The 20498-nt window shown below is 32.7% G+C and carries 17 protein-coding genes and 1 rRNA gene (1 of these 18 running past the window's edge); 9 read left to right on the top strand and 9 right to left on the bottom strand.

Annotated elements, in window-relative coordinates; translation table 11 throughout:
* Positions 1–1201, bottom strand: a 16S ribosomal RNA gene (locus H0I23_RS02395) (it extends 318 nt beyond the left edge of the window).
* 419 nt (positions 1202–1620) lie between these two features.
* The gene (locus tag H0I23_RS02390) at positions 1621–2346 is read right to left on the bottom strand and encodes an NUDIX hydrolase (protein WP_216784880.1); all 726 of its coding nucleotides are present in this window, start codon (positions 2344–2346) and stop codon (positions 1621–1623) included.
* Between the two features lie 225 nt (positions 2347–2571).
* Here H0I23_RS02390 and H0I23_RS02385 point away from each other — a divergent pair, with 225 nt between their 5' ends.
* Positions 2572–4062 (top strand): mannitol dehydrogenase family protein, encoded by a 1491-nt coding sequence (locus tag H0I23_RS02385; protein ID WP_216784879.1) that lies wholly within the window; start codon positions 2572–2574, stop codon positions 4060–4062.
* A 65-nt stretch (positions 4063–4127) separates the two neighbouring features.
* Here H0I23_RS02385 and H0I23_RS02380 read toward each other — a convergent pair whose 3' ends face one another.
* Genes H0I23_RS02380 through H0I23_RS02355 form a run of 6 tightly spaced genes read right to left on the bottom strand, consistent with a single transcriptional unit; the run spans position 4128 to position 11026 of the window.
* Positions 4128–5009, bottom strand: a complete 882-nt coding sequence (locus H0I23_RS02380; RefSeq protein ID WP_216784878.1) for a carbohydrate kinase — start codon at positions 5007–5009, stop codon at positions 4128–4130.
* Positions 5006–6505 carry a mannitol dehydrogenase family protein gene (locus H0I23_RS02375; RefSeq protein WP_216784877.1) on the bottom strand — a complete coding sequence of 500 codons (1500 nt, stop codon included), beginning with the start codon at positions 6503–6505 and terminating at the stop codon, positions 5006–5008. Before H0I23_RS02375 ends, H0I23_RS02380 begins: the two co-directional genes overlap by 4 nt.
* Before the next feature lie 11 nt (positions 6506–6516).
* Entirely contained in the window at positions 6517–7485 is a 969-nt protein-coding gene (locus H0I23_RS02370; protein ID WP_216784876.1) for an ABC transporter permease, read from the bottom strand.
* Between the two features lie 23 nt (positions 7486–7508).
* Positions 7509–9023 (bottom strand): sugar ABC transporter ATP-binding protein, encoded by a 1515-nt coding sequence (locus H0I23_RS02365; protein ID WP_216784875.1) that lies wholly within the window; start codon positions 9021–9023, stop codon positions 7509–7511.
* An 18-nt stretch (positions 9024–9041) separates the two neighbouring features.
* Positions 9042–10103 (bottom strand): substrate-binding domain-containing protein, encoded by a 1062-nt coding sequence (locus H0I23_RS02360; protein WP_216784874.1) that lies wholly within the window; start codon positions 10101–10103, stop codon positions 9042–9044.
* 35 nt (positions 10104–10138) lie between these two features.
* On the bottom strand, positions 10139–11026 hold the full coding sequence (locus H0I23_RS02355) for a hypothetical protein (protein WP_216784873.1): 888 nt from the start codon (positions 11024–11026) through the stop codon (positions 10139–10141).
* 414 nt (positions 11027–11440) lie between these two features.
* Between H0I23_RS02355 and thrS the strand changes: the two genes are divergently transcribed.
* From thrS to H0I23_RS02330, 5 genes are all read left to right on the top strand, one after another.
* On the top strand, positions 11441–13384 hold the full coding sequence (gene thrS / locus H0I23_RS02350; protein ID WP_216784872.1) for a threonine--tRNA ligase: 1944 nt from the start codon (positions 11441–11443) through the stop codon (positions 13382–13384).
* 90 nt (positions 13385–13474) lie between these two features.
* Positions 13475–13972, top strand: coding sequence for a translation initiation factor IF-3 (infC, locus tag H0I23_RS02345; protein ID WP_216786008.1), 498 nt, complete (start codon positions 13475–13477; stop codon positions 13970–13972).
* Between the two features lie 106 nt (positions 13973–14078).
* Positions 14079–14276 (top strand): 50S ribosomal protein L35, encoded by a 198-nt coding sequence (rpmI, locus tag H0I23_RS02340; RefSeq protein ID WP_215957803.1) that lies wholly within the window; start codon positions 14079–14081, stop codon positions 14274–14276.
* A gap of 91 nt (positions 14277–14367) precedes the next feature.
* Positions 14368–14712, top strand: coding sequence for a 50S ribosomal protein L20 (gene rplT / locus H0I23_RS02335; protein ID WP_216784871.1), 345 nt, complete (start codon positions 14368–14370; stop codon positions 14710–14712).
* Positions 14713–14819: 107 nt separating this feature from the next.
* Positions 14820–15209, top strand: coding sequence for a DUF4870 domain-containing protein (locus H0I23_RS02330; protein ID WP_216784870.1), 390 nt, complete (start codon positions 14820–14822; stop codon positions 15207–15209).
* On the opposite strand, the gene H0I23_RS02325 is transcribed toward H0I23_RS02330, so the two are convergent.
* On the bottom strand, positions 15206–15628 hold the full coding sequence (locus H0I23_RS02325; RefSeq protein WP_216784869.1) for a secondary thiamine-phosphate synthase enzyme YjbQ: 423 nt from the start codon (positions 15626–15628) through the stop codon (positions 15206–15208). The two genes, H0I23_RS02330 and H0I23_RS02325, sit on opposite strands and share 4 nt — an antisense overlap.
* Before the next feature lie 100 nt (positions 15629–15728).
* On the opposite strand from H0I23_RS02325, the gene H0I23_RS02320 reads away from it, so the two are divergent.
* From H0I23_RS02320 to H0I23_RS02310, 3 genes are all read left to right on the top strand, one after another.
* A complete protein-coding gene (locus H0I23_RS02320) occupies positions 15729–16523 on the top strand; it encodes an HAD family hydrolase (RefSeq protein WP_216784868.1) in 795 nt (264 codons plus the stop codon).
* A gap of 151 nt (positions 16524–16674) precedes the next feature.
* Complete coding sequence (locus H0I23_RS02315) at positions 16675–19077, top strand: TonB-dependent receptor plug domain-containing protein (protein ID WP_216784867.1); 2403 nt, start codon at positions 16675–16677, stop codon at positions 19075–19077.
* A gap of 20 nt (positions 19078–19097) precedes the next feature.
* Positions 19098–20459 carry a hypothetical protein gene (locus H0I23_RS02310; RefSeq protein WP_216784866.1) on the top strand — a complete coding sequence of 454 codons (1362 nt, stop codon included), beginning with the start codon at positions 19098–19100 and terminating at the stop codon, positions 20457–20459.
* The last annotated feature ends 39 nt before the right edge of the window (positions 20460–20498 follow it).

Here is a 20498-nt window from a genome sequence, read left to right as displayed (position 1 = left end):
CGTAAGGGCCGTGATGATTTGACGTCATCCCCACCTTCCTCACGGTTTGCACCGGCAGTCTTGCTAGAGTCCCCGACATGACTCGCTGGCAACTAACAACAGGGGTTGCGCTCGTTATAGGACTTAACCTGACACCTCACGGCACGAGCTGACGACAACCATGCAGCACCTTGTAAATTGTCCGAAGAAAAGTCTATCTCTAAACCTGTCAATCTACATTTAAGCCCTGGTAAGGTTCCTCGCGTATCATCGAATTAAACCACATGCTCCACCGCTTGTGCGGGCCCCCGTCAATTCCTTTGAGTTTCATTCTTGCGAACGTACTCCCCAGGTGGGATACTTATCACTTTCGCTTGGCCGCTCAGTCCGAAAACCGAACAGCTAGTATCCATCGTTTACGGCGTGGACTACCAGGGTATCTAATCCTGTTCGCTACCCACGCTTTCGTCCATCAGCGTCAGTGTATAGTTAGTGACCTGCCTTCGCAATCGGTATTCTATGTAATATCTATGCATTTCACCGCTACACTACATATTCTAGCCACTTCACTATAACTCAAGACCGCCAGTATCAAAGGCAGTGCATACGGTTGAGCCGCAGCATTTCACCTCTGACTTAACAGCCCGCCTACGGACCCTTTAAACCCAATAATTCCGGATAACGCTCGGACCCTCCGTATTACCGCGGCTGCTGGCACGGAGTTAGCCGGTCCTTATTCTTACAGTACCGTCATCAATCTACACGTAGATCTTATTCTTCCTGTATAAAAGTAGTTTACAACCCATAGGGCAGTCTTCCTACACGCGGCATGGCTGGATCAGACTTCCGTCCATTGTCCAATATTCCTCACTGCTGCCTCCCGTAGGAGTCTGGTCCGTGTCTCAGTACCAGTGTGGGGGATCTCCCTCTCAGGACCCCTACCCATCGAAGCCTTGGTAAGCCGTTACCTTACCAACTAACTAATGGGACGCATGCTCATCTCTTACCGTAACCTTTAATATAAAATCGATGCCGACTCAATATAATATAGGGCATTAATCCAAATTTCTCTGGGCTATTCCCTAGTAAGAGGTAGATTGCATACGCGTTGCGCACCCGTGCGCCGGTCGTCAGCGGAGCAAGCTCCCTGTTACCCCTCGACTTGCATGTGTTAGGCCTGCCGCTAGCGTTCATCCTGAGCCAGGATCAAACTCTTCATCGTTGTTTTGTAAATATTATTACAACACAAAATATAAAATCATCCGAACCTAGCCCTTAATATTCTTTAAGCTATTATGTTAATTCAATTTATTTAATTACCGTTTCCAGTAATTAAACGCTGTCTTACAATATGTCAATGAACTTTTCTATTCCTATTTTCTCAGCTTATTTACGTGTCGTTGTTTCCCTAAGCGGCTGCAAATATACACCCTCTTTTTAAACCCACAAGCTTTTTTTTAAACTTTTTTAATCTTTTTTTTACCCAAATTATTAAACAACTCAAAACAAGCAATTTACAACTCAAAAAAAATGAAACTTTTTTTAATACTATTTGAAAAAACATATTTTTAAGGCCTGTACTTTATAGAAAACAAATTAAACACATCTTCAAAATTATATAGTTATACTACTATATATATACTACACACTTATTAAATAGTCTTTTTCTTTTACTGCATCATACACATCTCTACTAAATACATACAATTTTGATGGTTTTTTAGAAACTCCTTTTCTTTTTTCATTTAACGGAACTATATACGGCTTACTCAAAGCCTTCTTCCTAAAGTTTCGGTTATCTATCTCTACATGTAATATAGACTCATAAGCAAACTGCAAATCGTTTAATGTAAACTTAACTGGAAGAAAATTAAAAACAATAGGCTCGGTCATTATCTTTCTTTTTAAATCTTCATAAGCATCTGCTACAATTTCTTGATGATCAAAACCAAGCTCAGGAACCGATTGATATAAAAACCATTTAAATCCATCATGTTTAAGATTTACCTTCTCTAACGGTAAAGCATAATAATACGCAATTGTCATTGTCTGGGTTTTAACACCTCTACTCCTAACCCACAGTAAATCCTTTTCTGATTTTATCCTATTAGGATTCCCATAAGTTTTAAATTGAATTTTATCTGAATTACTTATACCCGTTATCTCTTTAAAAATATGATCTACAGATTCTTCTAGTGTTTTACTTTTAAACACATAATAACCGGTAACAACCCAATCATCAATAACCTTATAATCTTCGTCATACATATTTAATGTTCGTTTACGAAGTAGCACATTAAGTCCACTTGAATCTAATCCAAACACCACACAATCTACAGTTACATTATCTCTCTTTCTAAAATCCATACCTTATATATGATTCAATAAACAAATATAAACAATAAACCCCCTGGAGCCATACAACACACATAGGACTACCAAATACTATTAAGACTCATATAATGATTGAGATTACATTCTTTTTTTACTAAATTTATCAGCTATATTAAAAGGTAATATGCTCTCCTATATATATAGGTAAACTTTAAACCGACCTATTCTTTTACTTTTCAAAAAAAATCCAAAGATTTTATGTCTAATTTCTTATATCTAAATACCGAAAACATACCTTCTTTACCAAAGTCTATAACCACATCTAAAGTAGATCGAGATAAAATTAAAACTAGTATTGCACATATTGGTATCAATAACTTTCATCGCGCCCACCAAGCTTACTATATTCATGAATTAATAGAAAAGCACAATGAAATGAATTTTGGAATTTGTGGGATTGATCTATTAGAATCGGATAGAAAATTATACAATATTTTAAAAGATCAGGACGGGCTTTACACGTTACTTATAAAAAACAGCAATGGAAAACACGAAACCAAAGTAATCGGATCTATTGTAGAATATTTCTATGGACCAGAAAACCCAATGGCAACTATTGAAAGAATTGCCCAACCTGATATAAAAATAATATCATTAACAATAGCAGAAGACGGGTATCACTTAAATGAAATAACTGGGGAATTCAATATGAAGCACCCAGAAGTTGAAGAAGACAGCTTAAATAAGTTTAACCCCAGAACTGTTTTTGGCTACCTTATTCAAGTTTTCAATCTACGTAAAAAAAGAGACTTACCTGGTTATACTATACTTTCTTGCGACAACATACAATCTAACGGAGACACTATAAAGTCATCCTTTCTAAAATATGTCAACAAAACAGACTCTAGCTTATTGCCATGGTTAGAAGAAAATATCTCATTCCCAAATTCAATGGTTGATAGAATTACAACTGTAACAAGCCCTATAGATATTGAAAAAGTTAAAAACGAACATGCGACATACGATCAATGGCCTGTAGTTTGTGAATCTTTTTCTAACTGGATTATTGAAGATAATTTCATGTTCGACAAACCTGTATGGGAAAAAGTAGGAGTTCAATTCGTAAAAGACATTGCCCCTTTTGAAAATATGAAGCTTCGAATTTTGAATGCCGGTCACTCTATTTTAGGAATTATAGGAACATTAAGTGGACACACCAGCGTGCATGAAGTTGCTAATAACGAAGATTGTATTGTTTTTCTTGAAAACTATATAAATAATGAAGTTACCCCTAATATTGAAAACACAGAAACGCAAAGTATCAGTACTTACAAAAATCAAGTAGTTTCAAGATTTAAAAATCCTTTTATAAATGATAAGCTTTCTAGAATTTGCAAAGAGAGCTCTACTAAAATTCCAATATTTATATTTCCTACTCTTACTGAACAATTAAAAAACAAAAAAACCATAGAACATTCTGCCTTTGTAATAGCCGCTTGGTGTAAATATTACGATGGTGTTGATGATTTTAAAAATCCTTTTGATATTTTAGATAGCTCAAGTAATCAACTTATTAGAACCGCTGCCCTTTCACACCAAAATCCTGAATTGTTTTTAGAGAATAACGACATCTTCAAAAACTTAGTTAATCATAAATCATTCAAAGAGCGTTTCACCTATTACTTATCTAAATTAAGATCATTACCTATAAAAGAATGTTTAGTATTAATGAATGAGAAAAAGTTATAAAAAAAACGCACTTTAATCAAGAAGTGATTAAAGTGCGGCAATCTAACAAAAAAACAAAACTATCATTACAACGTCATCATAACCTCTATTTCTTTTTTATCTATTTCAGGGTTTGCTCCTGCTTTACTTGCCACTAAAGCTCCTATAGCACAAGCAAAATCTATTGCATCTTGAGGTTCCGCCCCTTTCAACAACATATTTATCAATCCTGCCAAAAAAGAATCTCCTGCTCCAACAGTATCCACTACATCTACATGGTAACCACTGTTGTGATAAAAAACACCATCAATATATAGTACCGCTCCATGTTTACCTTTAGTAACACAAATTCTAGTTGTATTAGTTTTTTCTGCAATAAATTGAATTGTATGCTCTAAACTTATTGATTTTGAACCCAACATTTCGCTTATCTCGAAAATCTCATCATCATTAAACTTTACAAAATCAGCTTGAATCATTAAATACTCAAGAACTTCTTTGGTGTAATATGGCTCTCTTAAATTAACGTCAAAAATTTTATACTTAGCAATTTTCAATAACTCATAAAGTGTTTCCTTAGATTTCTCATTTCTAGCTATCAAACTACCATATATAAAAGCTTCTGAAAATTTCACAGTTTTTGTGGCTGTTGAAGAAAGTTCTATATTATCCCACGCTCTCGGATACATTATATTATAAGAAGCAGAACCTTTCGAATTTAAAATCACTTTTACAGTTCCTGTTTTCAACTCATCATCTACCTGCAGGCCATTTCCATTAATTCCGTTTTCTTTAATATATTCGTAAATTGCTCTTCCATCAGCATCTGCACCAATTCTACTAATAACAGACACGTTGTTACCTAAAGAACTTAAACGAATTCCAACATTCAATGGAGCTCCTCCTATTTTTTTATGTTCAGGAAATTCATCCCAAAGCACTTCACCGAAACAAGTTATATCGCTCATTTTATTTTATTTAATACCTTACTATTTAAATCTACAACACACTTCTCAATACCATGTTTTATTATATTATGATAAGACTCAGTGTATGCGTTAACAAATGGCTCTGAATTTTTCAAATCTCCAAAAACAGATTCGATTGTTAAAAATTGTTTTGGCTCAACTTTAGCTTCTAATGCTTTTTCATGTAGAGTATCAGCTAAAGCATCTTTAATCACTAAATCCTTTCCATTTTCATCTGTACCTAAAGAATAAATAGCCCATGCTGCAATAACAAATGCAGCAAGTTTAACAGAACTATTTTCATTTAATTGAGCATTAACTGTTGGCAATATAAATATTGGAAGTTTTGCTGAAGTTTCCGAGCAAATTCTATCAATTTGATCCTTAATATATATATTCCCAAAACGTTGAATTAAAGAATGTTTATAGTTTTTTAAATCGACACCTTCTAAATTCCCCAGAACTGGTGTCACCTCTACATCCATATATAAACTCAGAAACTGACTTATAGCTGGATCATGCACAGCTTCATCAATTGTAGCATATCCTTTTAGTGCTCCTAATATTCCTAATACAGAATGACCCGCATTAAGCAAACTCAACTTCATTTTTTCATAAGGGACTACATCTGGAACAAATTGAGCACCTACATTTTCCCACGCTGGCCTTTGCGCAACAAAATCATCTTCAATAACCCATTGCTTAAATGGCTCACAAACTACCGGCCAAGCATCATCAATACCTGAATTATTTATCAATTCGGTGATATCTGATTGATTAGTTGCAGGTGTAATTCTATCCACCATACTATTAGGGAAAGAAACATTTTTTTTAATCCAATCCAACAATGAAGGTTCTGCTTTTTCCACATAACTTAATAGCATATCCTGAATCATATGCCCATTACCTTGGACATTATCACAGGACTGAATAGCTAACCCTTTTAATTTTTGTTCTTTTCGCGATTTTAAAGCTTGTGTCAAATAGCCGAAAATTGTCTTTGGCGCAGCAGGATTTTCTAAATCATGCTGAATTAAAGGATTTTCAAAATCAAATCTTTTAGTTGCCTCATTATAATTATAACCTCCTTCAGTAATTGTAAGAGTTATAATCTTAATATCACTATGTGCCATTTTTTCAATAACAGCAATAGGATTTTCTGGCGCGAATAGGTACTCTACTATAGAACCTACAATTGTTTTTGTTAGTGTACCATCTAATTCTTTTACTATTAAAGTATAGAGCCCATCTTGATTTTTAAGTGTATTGTATATTTTTTGGTCAAAATCTAATAACGCAATACCACAGATTCCCCAATCTTTATTTCCATCTTCATGCAATAATTGATCTGTATAATATGCCTCATGTGCCCTATGAAAACCACCAATACCTATATGAACAATACCTACTTTAACATCTGCCCTATCATATGTTGGGATAGCTGCGCTATCCGCAAATTTCGATAGATTCTCACTATTTAATTTATAACTTGTCATCAATCTTATTATTATTTATTTTCGAAACGTTGCAGTAATACTGCAAATATGATTATACCTCCTTTTACCACTTGTTGAGGGTATGACGGAACATTTAATAGGTTAAGAATATTACTTATTAAACCTAAGATTAAGACCCCCATTAATGTATTTACGACAGAACCTCTACCACCATTTAAACTAGCCCCACCAATAACTACAGCAGCAATAGCATCAAGTTCCCATGAAAGTCCCATGTTAGGTGAGCCTAAATTTGTTCTTGAAGCAACGATAATTGCTGCTAATGCCGCCAAAGATCCAGAAATAGCATACACTAAAAACTTGTACTTACTTACTTTAATACCAGATAAACGTGAAGCCTCTTCATTACTACCAATAGCAATAATTAATCTTCCGAACACATTATACTTAAGCATTATCATTGCAATAATTACTATAACAAAAAATACAATTGCAATATTTGGAACACCTACAGATGAATTATTAGCAAAATCTGACATATATAAACCACCATAAGTTTCAAATGTTATTGGAGATCCTTTTGAAAAGATAAAACCCATACCTCTAGCAACAGTCATTAAAGCAAGAGTTGCTATAAACGGCGCCATTTTTTGATAAGCCACTAAATAACCTGCCACACTACCTAAACCAAAACCAATTACCAATGTTAGCAGTATTGCTAACGGTAAAGCAAATAAGTTTACGAAAATTGCAAATATCACTGCCAATAAAGCCACCATGGAACCCACAGATAAATCTATACCGCCGGTTAGAATAACGATAAGCATACCTATACTAATAATACCTATACCTGATACTTGCTTTAAAAGATTACTTAAGTTTACTGATGTAAAAAACACATCAGAAATTATAGCTGAAAATACTACTAACAATATAAATATGAATATTGTATTGTATTTTATTAAAAACTTCAGTATCCCTCCAGACGTACTAAGTTGCTGTTTTAATGTTAAGGCCATTTGTTTGATTTTTTATTATTATTTTATTTTAAAGGTTTTCCAATCGAATAACGAAGTATATTTTCTTCTGAGAATTCCTCTTTAGGTAATTCTCCATAAATAGTCCCCTCATGCATCACAAGAATTCTATCTGCAATTCCCATTATTTCTGGCATATCAGATGATATAACAATTACACCTACTCCTTTTTTCGCTACTTCGTTAATCAGGCTATAGATTTCAACTTTTGCCCCAACATCAACACCCCGTGTAGGCTCATCAATAATTATAACTTTACTATCTATACTTAACCATTTTGCTAAAGCTACTTTTTGCTGATTTCCACCGCTCAAATTTTTTACATCAATTTCAGACCCTGGTGCTTTTATATTCAGTTTTTTCATTAAACCAAGCACATTTTCATACTCTTTATCAGTCTTGATGAAACCTAGCGAACTTGAAATTGATTTAAAATCCGTAACACTTATATTTTTCCTAATAGAAAGAGGCAGAAATACACCCTCTTCTTTTCTATTTTCAGAAACCAATCCTATTTCATGGCTAACAGCTTCAAATGGTGATTTTGTAGTGATTTCCACTCCATTTAAAATAATACTACCTGATTTTTTCTTATGTGCGCCAAAAATTAATTTTGCAGTTTCAGTTCTACCACTACCACCTAAACCAGCTATACCAAGAACCTCTCCTGGCTTTACCGAAAATGAAACATCATAAACAAGCGTATCTTTCGCTGTCAAGTTTTTAACTTCAAAAATTGGATCTTTACCAATAACAATATCACGAATCGGGTATAGATCTTTCAATTCTCTACCAATCATTAAACGTATAATTCCATCAGTATCAATTTCTGATATTGGCATACTACCAGTATCTACACCATCTTTAAGCACCGTTACCGTATCTGCTATCTTAAAGATTTCTTCTAAATGATGAGATATATAAATAATTGAAATACCCTTCTCTTTAAGTTTAAATAAATTATCGAATAATTTTTGGGTATCTGTAGGATCAAAAACTGTCGTTGGCTCATCTAAAACCAAAACTTTTGTATCTTCTGAAATTGCTTTAGCTATTTCAACCACTTGCTTTTGAACAATACTTAAATTCCTAACTATTTCCGAAGCATCTATATCAAAACCTAATGAATTGATTAACTCTTGTGCATCATTTGTTATTTCTTTCCAATTCATCCAAAATTTATTTGCACCCAATTTGTGCAGATAAATATTTTCAGCAACTGATAAATCGTTTACTAATGATAATTCTTGATACACTACATTAATTCCTAGTTCTTGGCCTTGATGTGTGTTTTTAGGGTTTATTTCCTCTCCATTTAAAAGTACCTTTCCTGTATCTTTTTGGTGTACTCCACTAAGAATTTTCATCAAAGTAGATTTTCCTGCTCCATTTTCACCAAGTAACGCATGAATCTCTCCATGTTTTACCTTAAGGTTTACATTGCCTAAAACCGAAACAACTCCGAAACTTTTTGAAATTCCAGACATTTCAAGTCTATATTCACATTTATTTTCTTCCATAATCGCTATTATTGAATTTTAAAATAATGCATTAGGATTGTAATATTGAGCCGCGTTTTCTTTTGTTATAAGTAAAGGTGCCGTAAAAGATGTTTTAGGAAAATCTTTTTTTCCGTTCATATATTGAATAGCATACTTAACAGCGTTTTTACCAATTTGAACTGGACTATTCATAGCTGTGCAACCATAAAAATCTGTGTCCATAATATATTTAATAGCTTCTTTCTGACCATCTGCACCAGCAACAATTAAAATATCGTCAGTTTTACCTGCTTGTTCTATTGCTTTTATAGCACCTAAAACACAAACATCAGACTCTGTAATTACCACATTAACATCAGGGTGAGCTACCAAAATATCTTCCATAGCTTTTAAACCTCCTGCATAAGACCATTCCGTATACATTTGAGTTTTTATATCTAAATCTATATACCCTAATGTTCTTAATTGTTCCTCAGTAATACCCTGTAATAATCCTTGCTTACGAGTCCTACCCACAGGGTTACCTGCATTACCACTCAACAAAGCTATATTCATCTTCTTTTTGCCAAATTCCTTAGCCAACCACTCACCTGCTAACTCTCCATTTTTTAGGTTATTAGATTGAATTGTTGTTATGTATTCTGCTGATGGATCAATTGAACTATCTATAATAAATACAGGAATACCCGCGGCTTTTGCCAACTTAGTTACTCCAACTAAAGCATCAGGATCTTTAGGATTCAACAATAAAACGTCTACACCTTTCGTAATCAAATCTTCAACAGCCGCAACTTGCTTATTAATATCATCTTGACCATCTGCAGATAAAAAAGTCATCCCATTTTTCTCAGTTGTCTCTTCTATACTTTGTAATAATGCTTGATAATAAGGACCATTAAGTGTTGGCGTACAATATCCAACTGTTTTTCCTGAAAGATCAATTGCACTTTCAATTAGCTCATCACCATCCGTTGCACTTTCTCTTTTTCCTTTAGACTCTTGAATAGGTTCTGCACAACTTACAACACCTATTAAAATAATACACACCACAAAAGACCGAAGTAAGTATTTTGCTGTTAGATTAATTTTTTGTTTCATTTGATTTTTTGTTTTTGTTGAGATTTAATTATTGTTTAAAATAAAGTAATATCTAATTGAAGAACGGTACGCTCTTCCTCCGGGTTCCACATAGCAGTTACTTCTACAGGCATTTTATAATCTCCAAAATTTATATTTCTACCTAATGTCATCCCTACATTAATCACATTGGCACTATTTTGCGTATAAAAAGTCTTATCAGTAAAAAACGACCAAGCTCCACCAGCAAAAAGAGACAATTGATAATCATCTTTTTCCCAAACTTTACTTTTCACTTCAAAGTAATGTGTCCACGAATTTTTAAAAGTACCATCGTCTTGAACTTCAAAATCACCTGAACCGCCGCCTAGTATTGTAGCTAAGTATAATAAGGTATTATCTGATATATTATACCCGAAGTTTAAATCTACGAAATTATAGCCTTGCGTTTTATCATAACTCCAATAATGCAATTCATCTCCTCTTTCTTCTACACCTGTATAGTTATTATGAGAAACTGCCTCAATAAAGAATTTATCTGAAAAACGATATAGTGAATAAATTGAAAATTCTTTATAACTAGCATTTACATTTTCTCCTGTATTTTTATTTACAACATCAACACTAGTTAAACTAGCTCCTCCCCAAAAACCAAATGTAAATTTGTGGTCTCTAGTCTTATATTCTAAACTAGTTGCAAAAACGGCACCAGGATGCACAACAAAACCATGCCACGTATGCATGTTTTTAATATGCCCACTTGCATTAAAAGCTTTATAACTATCTTTTTCAATTTCGTCTTCTTGCGCAGAAACATTACTAAGCCCTAAAAACATTAAAACACTAAATAAAGCTATAGGCAACAATTTAAACCTATTAGCTTTAATCAAAGAATGATCTTGAATCAATTCATCAGAAGCACTTGCCTTCTTTATGTTTTTCATTATTTAGAATTAAATTAATTTAGAAATTTTATTAAACGTACTATTAACGTTTTTTCAAATGTAAAATAAAAATTCACATAACAACAAATTTTAACATATAAAAATCGATATATCTCAATAATTAACGGTAAAAATTACCTTATTGACATAATAAAAAGTACCAGTCATTATAATTTAACGTTAAATAAACGTTTAAATAATTTATAATCTAACTTCAAATAAATTAAAATAAGCCAACGGCATTATTAACATCTAATTAATATAAATTGTAGTTACAACAAATCTTACTATATAATAGCTACTATATAAGTTTGAATCATTTACAATTCACAAAGCTTCATTAAAAAAGAATCTAAATTATTATTGAAAGTATTTTTGATGACCTTATCTTTGTAACATATAATTAGTTTCAGTATGATTAAGATTACTTTACCAGACGGTAGTATTAGAGAATGTAAAAAAGGAAGCTCACCAATGGATGTGGCTAAAGGTATTAGTGAAGGCTTTGCTAGAAATGTGATTTCTGCAAAATACAATGATACCGTAATTGAAGTAACCACCCCATTATTAGAAGATGGATCTCTTATACTATATACATGGAATGATACTGAGGGCAAGAAAGCTTTCTGGCATTCATCATCACACGTAGTTGCACAAGCAATTGAAGAATTATACCCTGGCGTTAAATTAACAATAGGACCTGCAATTGATAATGGATTTTACTATGATGTAGATTTAGGTGATAATAAATCTATTTCTGATAAAGATTTTCCTGCTATAGAAAAAAAAGCTATTGAAATTGCAAGAGGCAAACATAATTTCGAAATGCATGCCGTATCTAAGGCCGATGCATTAAAAAAATATAAAGAACAGGGCAACGAATATAAAGTTGAACTTATAGAGAATTTAGAAGATGGCACAATAACATTCTGTGACCATGATACATTTACTGATTTATGTAGAGGTGGACATATACCTAATACAGGAATAATAAAAGCCATTAAAATTTTAAGTGTTGCAGGAGCCTACTGGAGAGGAAACGAAAACAACCCACAACTTACAAGAGTTTATGGTATATCTTTTCCTAAACAGAAAGAGCTTACTGAGTATTTAGAATTATTAGAACAAGCTAAACAAAGAGATCATAGGAAATTAGGAAGAGAATTAGAGCTTTTTACTTTCTCTGCTAAAGTAGGTCAAGGCTTACCATTATGGCTACCTAAAGGAGCCGCTTTAAGAGAAAGATTAGAAAATTTTCTTAAAAAAGCTCAAAAGAAAGCTGGTTACGAAATGGTGGTTACCCCACATATTGGCCAAAAAGAATTATATGTTACTTCAGGCCATTATGCTAAATATGGAGAAGACAGTTTTCAGCCCATAAAAACTCCCAAAATGGACGAGGAATTTTTATTAAAGCCTATGAATTGCCCTCATCATTGCGAAATTTATAATTTTAAACCGCATTCTTATAAAGATTTACCAAAACGATTTGCTGAGTTTGGTACCGTTTATAGGTATGAGCAAAGTGGTGAATTACATGGCTTAACCCGTGTTCGTGGTTTTACTCAAGATGATGCTCATATTTTTTGTACACCAGACCAATTAGATCAGGAATTTAAAAACGTTATAGATTTATCGCTTTATGTATTAAACTCTTTAGGTTTTGATAATTTTACAGCACAAGTATCTGTTCGTGATTTAGATAAGCCAGAAAAATATATTGGTTCTGTAGAAAACTGGGAAAAAGCTGAAAATGCAATTATAAATGCTGCCAAAGAAAAAGGATTAAATTTTGTTGTAGAAAGTGGTGAAGCTGCTTTTTATGGCCCAAAATTAGATTTCATGGTAAAAGATGCCTTGGGCAGACAATGGCAATTAGGTACAATTCAAGTAGATTACAACTTACCTGAGCGCTTTGATCTTAACTACAAAGGCAGTGACAACGAGCTTCATAGACCTGTAATGATACATCGTGCACCATTCGGAAGTATGGAACGTTTTATTGCTTTATTACTTGAACATACTGGCGGTAATTTCCCCCTTTGGTTAATACCAGAGCAAGCGATTATTTTACCAGTTAGCGAGAAACATGAAAAATATGCAGAAAAAGTTTTAATATCGCTAGAAAAACACGAAATTCGTGCTCTTGTTGACAGTCGAAATGAGACAGTTGGCAAGAAAATACGAGAAGCAGAAATGAATAAAATACCATTTATGCTGATTGTTGGAGAAAATAATGAGGCTGAAGATTCAATTTCTGTAAGAAGACACGGAGGTGAAGATTTAGGTTCAATATCAATAAGTGACTTTAATGAGTTGGTATCTAAAGAAATAAATAGTACCTTAAAGTCGTTTTAAAAAAAAATGTTTAATTAAAAATTTTTAGTCATAGCAATAAGAAAAAGATTTAGACCCCAACCACGGAGGGAAGATAAAAACCCTCACAAGATCAACGCACAAATACTTTCTCCTAACGTTAGGTTGGTAGGTGATAATGTAGAAGTAGGTGTTTACCCAATTAGGGAAGCATTGAACAAGTCAGAAGAGTTAGAATTAGATTTAGTAGAGATATCTCCTAAAGCAGACCCACCTGTTTGTAAAATAACAGACTATAAAAAGTTTCTTTACGAACAAAAGAAGCGTGAAAAAGTGATGAAATCTAAAGCAACTAAAGTAGTTGTTAAAGAAATTAGATTTGGACCACAGACTGATGATCACGATTATGAGTTTAAAAAGAAACATGCTGAGAAATTCTTAAAAGAAGGAGCTAAGCTTAAGGCTTATGTTTTCTTTAAAGGACGTTCTATTGTTTATAAAGATCAAGGTGAAATACTTTTACTAAGATTAGCTTCTGAATTAGAAGACTTAGGAAAAGTAGAGCAAATGCCTAAATTAGAAGGTAAAAGAATGACAATGTTCTTAGCCCCTAAAACAAATAAAAAGTAACATACTATACTTTTATTTAAAGTATATATACGATACGATAACTGCTAGCTTTTTGCTGGCAGTTTCAATAATAATAAGCGAGATAAATTAATAAACTAGGAACAAGATGCCTAAACAGAAAACTAAATCTAGTGCCAAAAAGCGTTTTAAGCTTACAGGTACTGGTAAAATCAAAAGAAAGCACGCTTTTAAGAGTCACATTTTGACTAAAAAATCTAAAAAACGTAAGCTTGCGTTAACACATTCAGGATTAGTTCATGAATCAGATGTTAACAGTATTAAAGAACAATTACGTTTAAAGTAATATTCTTTTACCGGTAAATTAATTATTAACCATGGAGCTAGGCCAAAAAAGTGTCGATTAACGACCGCCTACTACAAAAAAATTTAAAAGTATGCCAAGATCAGTAAATTCAGTTGCTTCAAGAGCCAGAAGAAAAAAGGTAATGAAGCAAGCCAAAGGTTACTTTGGAAGACGTAAAAACGTTTGGACAGTAGCTAAAAATGCAGTTGAAAAAGCAATGTTATATGCTTATAGAGACCGTAGAAATAAGAAAAGAACTTTCCGTTCATTATGGATCACTCGTATTAATGCAGGTGCTAGATTACACGGAATGTCTTACTCTCAGTTTATGGGAAAAGTAAAAGCTAACAACATCGAATTAAACCGTAAGGTTTTAGCCGATTTAGCAATGAATCACCCAGAAGCTTTTAAAGCTGTAGTTCAAAAAATAAAGTAACAATAACAATATATCTCGCTTATAAAAAATCCGATTCTAACGAATCGGATTTTTTTTTTACTTTAAGTAAAATCCTACTTCAACATATTTACTATAAATAATACAAAATGAAAGAAGTTTCTTTGAAATATGACGATAGCACATTAGCACTGTTACATTATAGCCAATTACTAAACTTCATTGGGTTTTTAGGAATCATTATTCCTGTAATTTTATGGTCAACAAAAAAGAAAGAAATTCAAGGAATGGATGAACATGGGAAACATGTTATCAATTATCAACTCAGTATGTTATTATATGTAATAATATATTTTATATTATTCTTTCTTTCTATGATTTTAACGTTAGTACTAATAGGTTATGTGTTTATTATTATACTTTGTTTAATCGGAATTCCTTTAGCACTACTCTTAATTGTATATCCTATAATAGGCGGTATAGCTGCATCAAAAGGTACACTATACAAATACCCTTTAACCATTAAATTTATTAGTTAATTACCGAATGCTGTTATTACGATAGAACGACCTGATGCATTATTCCTATGCTCACACAAATAAACACCCTGCCAAACACCTAAATTCAATTGCCCATTAGTTATCGGTATTTGCACTGACACACCCATTAATGACGATTTTATATGCGCAGGCATATCGTCAGAACCTTCATAATCATGTTTATAATATGGTTGATTCTCAGGAACCATAACATTTATATGACTTTCGAAATCTAATCGAACAGTTGGGTCGGCATTTTCATTTATAGTTAAACCAGCTGAAGTATGTTTAATAAATACTTGAAGAGTTCCTATTTTTATATTACCAATTTCTTCACAAGCATTAAGTATTTCATTTGTAATTAAATGAAACCCTCTTTTATATGATTTAAGCTTTATTTCTTTTTGATAAAAATTCATAGTTGTATAATAGTTAGTGAAAAATTAATACAAACTTATTCAATTAAACATCAAAATTAAATTACTATCGAATAACTTTGTAGCATCATAAAACAAAAGAATGGACTACTCTAAAATAAAAATGGTTATTACCGATATGGATGGAACATTATTAAATAATGACCATAAAGTTAGTGATCGTTTTTTTGAAATCTTTCAAGAATTAAAAAAAAGAAATATTCTATTCGTTGCTGCAAGCGGAAGACAATACCATAGTATTGTTGACAAACTGAATGCTATAAAAAAAGATATTATTGTCGTTTCCGAAAATGGAGGTTTTATAATGCAAGATGGAAAAGAAATACTATCTACACCTTTACCCCTAAAAACACATAAAGAAATTTTAAGTATTTTAGATAATGTTGAAAACATCTACCCTGTATTGTGTGGTAAAAATAAAGCTTATGCACGTAGTGGTAACCCACAATTTACAAACAAACTAAAGGAATATTATACAGAATATGAACTACTAGATGATTTAAATGATTTTGAAGATGAAATTTTAAAGATTGCTATTTATCATTTTGAGAGTTCTGAAAAATACATTTACCCAGCAGTATCTCATTTAGATGGTCTGCTAAAAGTAAAAATATCTGGTGCTAACTGGGTCGATATTTCTAGTAGAAATGCTAATAAAGGCTATGCTATTGAAAAAGTTATGCGTTTAAATAATATTAAACCTGAAGAAATTGTTGTTTTCGGTGATTACAATAACGATTTAGAAATGTTAGCTTTAACTGAAAACAGTTTTGCAATGAAAAATGCACATGCTAATGTTTTAGAAGCCGCTAATTATACTACTACAAGTAATGATGATTTTGGTGTTGAAAGAATATTAGAGAACATTATTAAATAAACAATTCTCTACCGTAGAGAAATAAAAAGCTTTTGGGTTAAAAATAAAAAGCCACATTTTTAAAATTAATTTTAAAAATGTGGCTTTTTATTTGGAGTAATTCTAAATAAATAGATACATTTGTGACTTTATTTTTATTAAGTCTAAATAAATGAATTTACCAACCACCTTATTTCTTTTCCTACTGTTTAACTTAGGATATTCTCAAACAGGAACTTTATCTGGTATCGTTCTACTCGACGGAGATTCTCCTGTAATAAATGCTCATATACAAATAATTGGAACCAAGCATACAGCAATAACTGATTTTGATGGGAAATTTAAATTAGAGCAAATACAATTTGGGACTTACAAATTAACAGTGTCCACAATTGAAGCTAAAAAAACAACTGTTTCTACCATCATAAATGATAAAAACAAAACTATTACAATTAACTTAAAGAGTATAACAAATGAATTAAACGAAGTAACTATTCATGGTAAAACAAAAAAAACAAAAATTGAAACGAAAGGTTTTGCTGTTAACTCTATAGAAACAAAAGAAGCTAGTCTTCGAAATATTCAAACAAATGAATTATTAAATACTACAGCAGGAGTTAAAATTCGTCAAAATGGAGGCTTAGGTTCTGAAGTAAGCTACAGTTTAAACGGCTTATCAGGAAATTCAGTTCGAATTTTCATAGATGGTATTCCTATTTCAACTTATGGGTCTTCTTTTAATTTAAATAGTATTCCAACTTCAATGATAAAAAATATTGAAGTTTATAAAGGAGTTGTACCAGGCCATTTAGCCGATGATGCCTTAGGCGGAGCTATTAACATCGTGCTTCATAAAGATGTAAAAACCAATTTTAACGCATCAATTTCTTATGGCTCTTTTAACACCATTCAAACTAGTGTTAATGGACTGTATCGTTTTGAGAAATCCGGATTAACCATTAAGTCTTCTTTTTTCAATAATTATTCTGATAATGATTATAAAGTTTCAGGAAGAACTGTATTAGTTACTGGTTTAGGAGGTGTACAAACGCCAATAACTGCAAAAAGGTTTAATGATGCCTATAGATCAACAGGTGGAATGCTACAAATTGGGTATATAGATGTGAAATGGGCAGATCAATTTTTCATCGGCATTACAGGTTCTGATGACTACAAAGAGGTACAGCATGGGGCTTTTATGACTATTACTCCGTATAAAGACAGATTTTTAGAATCTGATGCTTTATTAGGCAGTTTAAATTACCAGAAAAAAGATCTTTTCACCAATGGGTTAGATGTTAACATAAATGGTTTATACGGTAAGAGAAACCGTGCCGTTAACGATACTGTTGCCTGGGCCTATAGTTGGACTGGGGAAAGAGCTATTGATTTTAGAGGTAATGAATACCAGTACACTTGGGGTTCTCAACAAGAAGGAGGTCCCACATTAGCTAAAATTAAAAGAAATGTAGCTTCATTGCGAACAGGAGTTTCTTATGCCTTTAACAACAATCACAAAGTATTAGCCAACCATGTGTATAGTGGAATTGACAGAGAAGATAGTGATGCCTTAAGATCTGTATTAGAAAACACATTTACAGGAACCCGAGATTTATATAAAAACATATACTCACTAACCTATGAATTAACAGCTTTTGACAAAAAATTAAAAACAAGTTTATTTGGAAAGCATTACCAACAAAAAACAATAAGTATTGACCCTGCAATTGAATCAGATAATAATGGAAATGATGTTGTTGTAGATGAAATTATTAGTAGTAATAAAAATTACGACGGATATGGCTTTGCCGCTTCGTATGCTATAAAACCTAATATTATACTTTTGACTTCTGCAGAAAAAGCCATACGATTGCCTAATGAAACAGAAGTTTTTGGTAATGATGGAGATAACGTAGTTGCTAATTCAAGTATTAACCCAGAAAGTAGTAACAATTATAATTTAGGATTTCGATTTGGAGCCTTTAATATTAACAAAAATCAATTCACCATTTCAACAAACGTCTTTTTACGAAATATAAAAGACAGAATTGGCTTACCCATACTAAACTCTTTAAACGTTAATGATGAATTAATACTTTATGAAAATCAAGGAAGTGGAACATCTAAAGGAATAGATGCTCAATTAAACTACACTTATGATAATAATTTCGGACTTAACTTTAATATTTCTCGATTTGATTTAACTGTTGTAAGCGAAGGAATAAAGACAGACGTACCCAACACCCCATTTTTCACAATGAATGGAGGCATTCGCTACTCATTTGAAAATTTAATACAAAAGAATTCGCGATTAAACTTATTCTACAATCTGTATTTTACAGGTGAGTTCTCTTACTTAAACATAAGAAATGGAGTTGCAGGAGCTGAATTTTTTAAGGTTCCCGTGCAACTAGCTCAGGATGTCGGACTCAGTTATACATTTCCAAATAACAAATTGGTAGCCAGCTTTGACATCAAAAATATTATGGACAAACCTTTGTACGATAATTTACGTGTACAAAAGCCAGGAAGAGCTTTTTATTTGAAACTTAACTATACAATAAATAATTTTTAATCATTTAAATAACACCGAAAATGAAACGAACATTTTTAAATCTTAAAACTTTTGCTACAATATTATTAACTGCAGGTTTAATGACAGCTTGTAGCAGTGATGACACAGATACTACTCCTGTAACGGATTTACCTGAAACCCAAGAACCAATTACTGAAGAGGAACCTAGATGGATTACAGTTGCAGGTGCTAAAATGGGAGATACTCCCGGCGATGGTAATGGAGGAACTTTAATTTACTCCGTAACTAGTGATGATGCAAAAGACCCGACCGTATCTATAGCTCCTTTTGAGAATGGGTTTATCGCACCCTCTAATAGAACGGCTAGATTACAATCTTCTGAAGATGGTAATACTATATTTAATATTAGCTATGCTGGTGATACAGGTGGTAACTACACTAAATATACTGTAGAAGGTGGACAAACTTTTACTCCAACAGGTTCAGAGGTAAGTATTGCTCCTTACGTAGGAACTGCTCCAAGATGGATAAAATTATTTGATGGAGATCAGACAGGTGCTGCTGTATATGTTTCTACGGAAAATGAGTTTGATGAAAGCAACAAATATACCCGTACAGAAGCTACCATTGGCATAGTTACTTTAGATTTAACCAACTCTTCTATAAAAGAATTTCAAGAACATAGTGTCCCTTTATCAGGAGAAGAAGAAGCTAACGGATATTATATTTCAAGAATAGATATGCCAACTTTAAACGCTGCTGGAGATAAATTATATATAGGCGCTCGTTTAAGTAAAGTTGACCCTGCTACTGCAGAAAGTGATAGTGATTTTGAAATTTTAGGTTCTAAAACAATTGTATTAGACTACCCTTCTTTATTAAACCCATCTGTAATTACTTCAACAGTTGGTTATGGAGATACTAATGGTTATCGCAGCATTAATTCTTTTCTTTACGAAGGAAGTGTTTATCAAGCCAACCAAAATGACCCTGAAGGCTCTCACATCTTAAAGATTAACGCTGACAACAGCTATGATGATGCTTACGATTTTAATCTAGACGATGCTTTAGGTATAGAAGGAGCATATATTTTAGCTTGGAGACCTGCTGCAAACGGTAAAGCTGTATTAGCTTATCGCCATGATGGATCAACAGAGGGTGTAGCTGGTGCTCAAGGTTTTTTTGCATTAGTAGATTTAAATGCTAAAACAGCTGTAAAAATTGATGCCATACCTTATGACCCTGATTTCTATTTATTCCAATACCAAGGTTTTGTAGTAGATGGTACTGAAATTTATCTTACTCAAGGTGCTGTAGGCCAGAATGGAAATATTTATATTGTAGAAACTGAAACTGGTGAAGTAACAAAAGGTGCTGAATTAATAAACGTTGCTGGCAGCCATTTTATAGGTGCTTTTTAAAAGTAAACCTATGGCTTAATTGATAAGCTCCCTAAAAAA

The organism is Cellulophaga sp. HaHaR_3_176 (assembly GCF_019021925.1).
Taxonomy (GTDB): domain Bacteria; phylum Bacteroidota; class Bacteroidia; order Flavobacteriales; family Flavobacteriaceae; genus Cellulophaga.
This window is presented reverse-complemented; position numbering and strand designations above follow the sequence as displayed.

What these genes read in the sequence shown, in the direction of transcription:
- H0I23_RS02390 (WP_216784880.1), bottom strand. Translation starts at nt 2,346, where the DNA reads ATGGATTTTAGAAAGAGAGATAATGTAACTGTAGATTGTGTGGTGTTT.
- H0I23_RS02385 (WP_216784879.1), top strand. Translation starts at nt 2,572, where the DNA reads ATGTCTAATTTCTTATATCTAAATACCGAAAACATACCTTCTTTACCA.
- H0I23_RS02380 (WP_216784878.1), bottom strand. Translation starts at nt 5,009, where the DNA reads ATGAGCGATATAACTTGTTTCGGTGAAGTGCTTTGGGATGAATTTCCT.
- H0I23_RS02375 (WP_216784877.1), bottom strand. Translation starts at nt 6,505, where the DNA reads ATGACAAGTTATAAATTAAATAGTGAGAATCTATCGAAATTTGCGGAT.
- H0I23_RS02370 (WP_216784876.1), bottom strand. Translation starts at nt 7,485, where the DNA reads ATGGCCTTAACATTAAAACAGCAACTTAGTACGTCTGGAGGGATACTG.
- H0I23_RS02365 (WP_216784875.1), bottom strand. Translation starts at nt 9,023, where the DNA reads ATGGAAGAAAATAAATGTGAATATAGACTTGAAATGTCTGGAATTTCA.
- H0I23_RS02360 (WP_216784874.1), bottom strand. Translation starts at nt 10,103, where the DNA reads ATGAAACAAAAAATTAATCTAACAGCAAAATACTTACTTCGGTCTTTT.
- H0I23_RS02355 (WP_216784873.1), bottom strand. Translation starts at nt 11,026, where the DNA reads ATGAAAAACATAAAGAAGGCAAGTGCTTCTGATGAATTGATTCAAGAT.
- thrS (WP_216784872.1), top strand. Translation starts at nt 11,441, where the DNA reads ATGATTAAGATTACTTTACCAGACGGTAGTATTAGAGAATGTAAAAAA.
- rpmI (WP_215957803.1), top strand. Translation starts at nt 14,079, where the DNA reads ATGCCTAAACAGAAAACTAAATCTAGTGCCAAAAAGCGTTTTAAGCTT.
- rplT (WP_216784871.1), top strand. Translation starts at nt 14,368, where the DNA reads ATGCCAAGATCAGTAAATTCAGTTGCTTCAAGAGCCAGAAGAAAAAAG.
- H0I23_RS02330 (WP_216784870.1), top strand. Translation starts at nt 14,820, where the DNA reads ATGAAAGAAGTTTCTTTGAAATATGACGATAGCACATTAGCACTGTTA.
- H0I23_RS02325 (WP_216784869.1), bottom strand. Translation starts at nt 15,628, where the DNA reads ATGAATTTTTATCAAAAAGAAATAAAGCTTAAATCATATAAAAGAGGG.
- H0I23_RS02320 (WP_216784868.1), top strand. Translation starts at nt 15,729, where the DNA reads ATGGACTACTCTAAAATAAAAATGGTTATTACCGATATGGATGGAACA.
- H0I23_RS02315 (WP_216784867.1), top strand. Translation starts at nt 16,675, where the DNA reads ATGAATTTACCAACCACCTTATTTCTTTTCCTACTGTTTAACTTAGGA.
- H0I23_RS02310 (WP_216784866.1), top strand. Translation starts at nt 19,098, where the DNA reads ATGAAACGAACATTTTTAAATCTTAAAACTTTTGCTACAATATTATTA.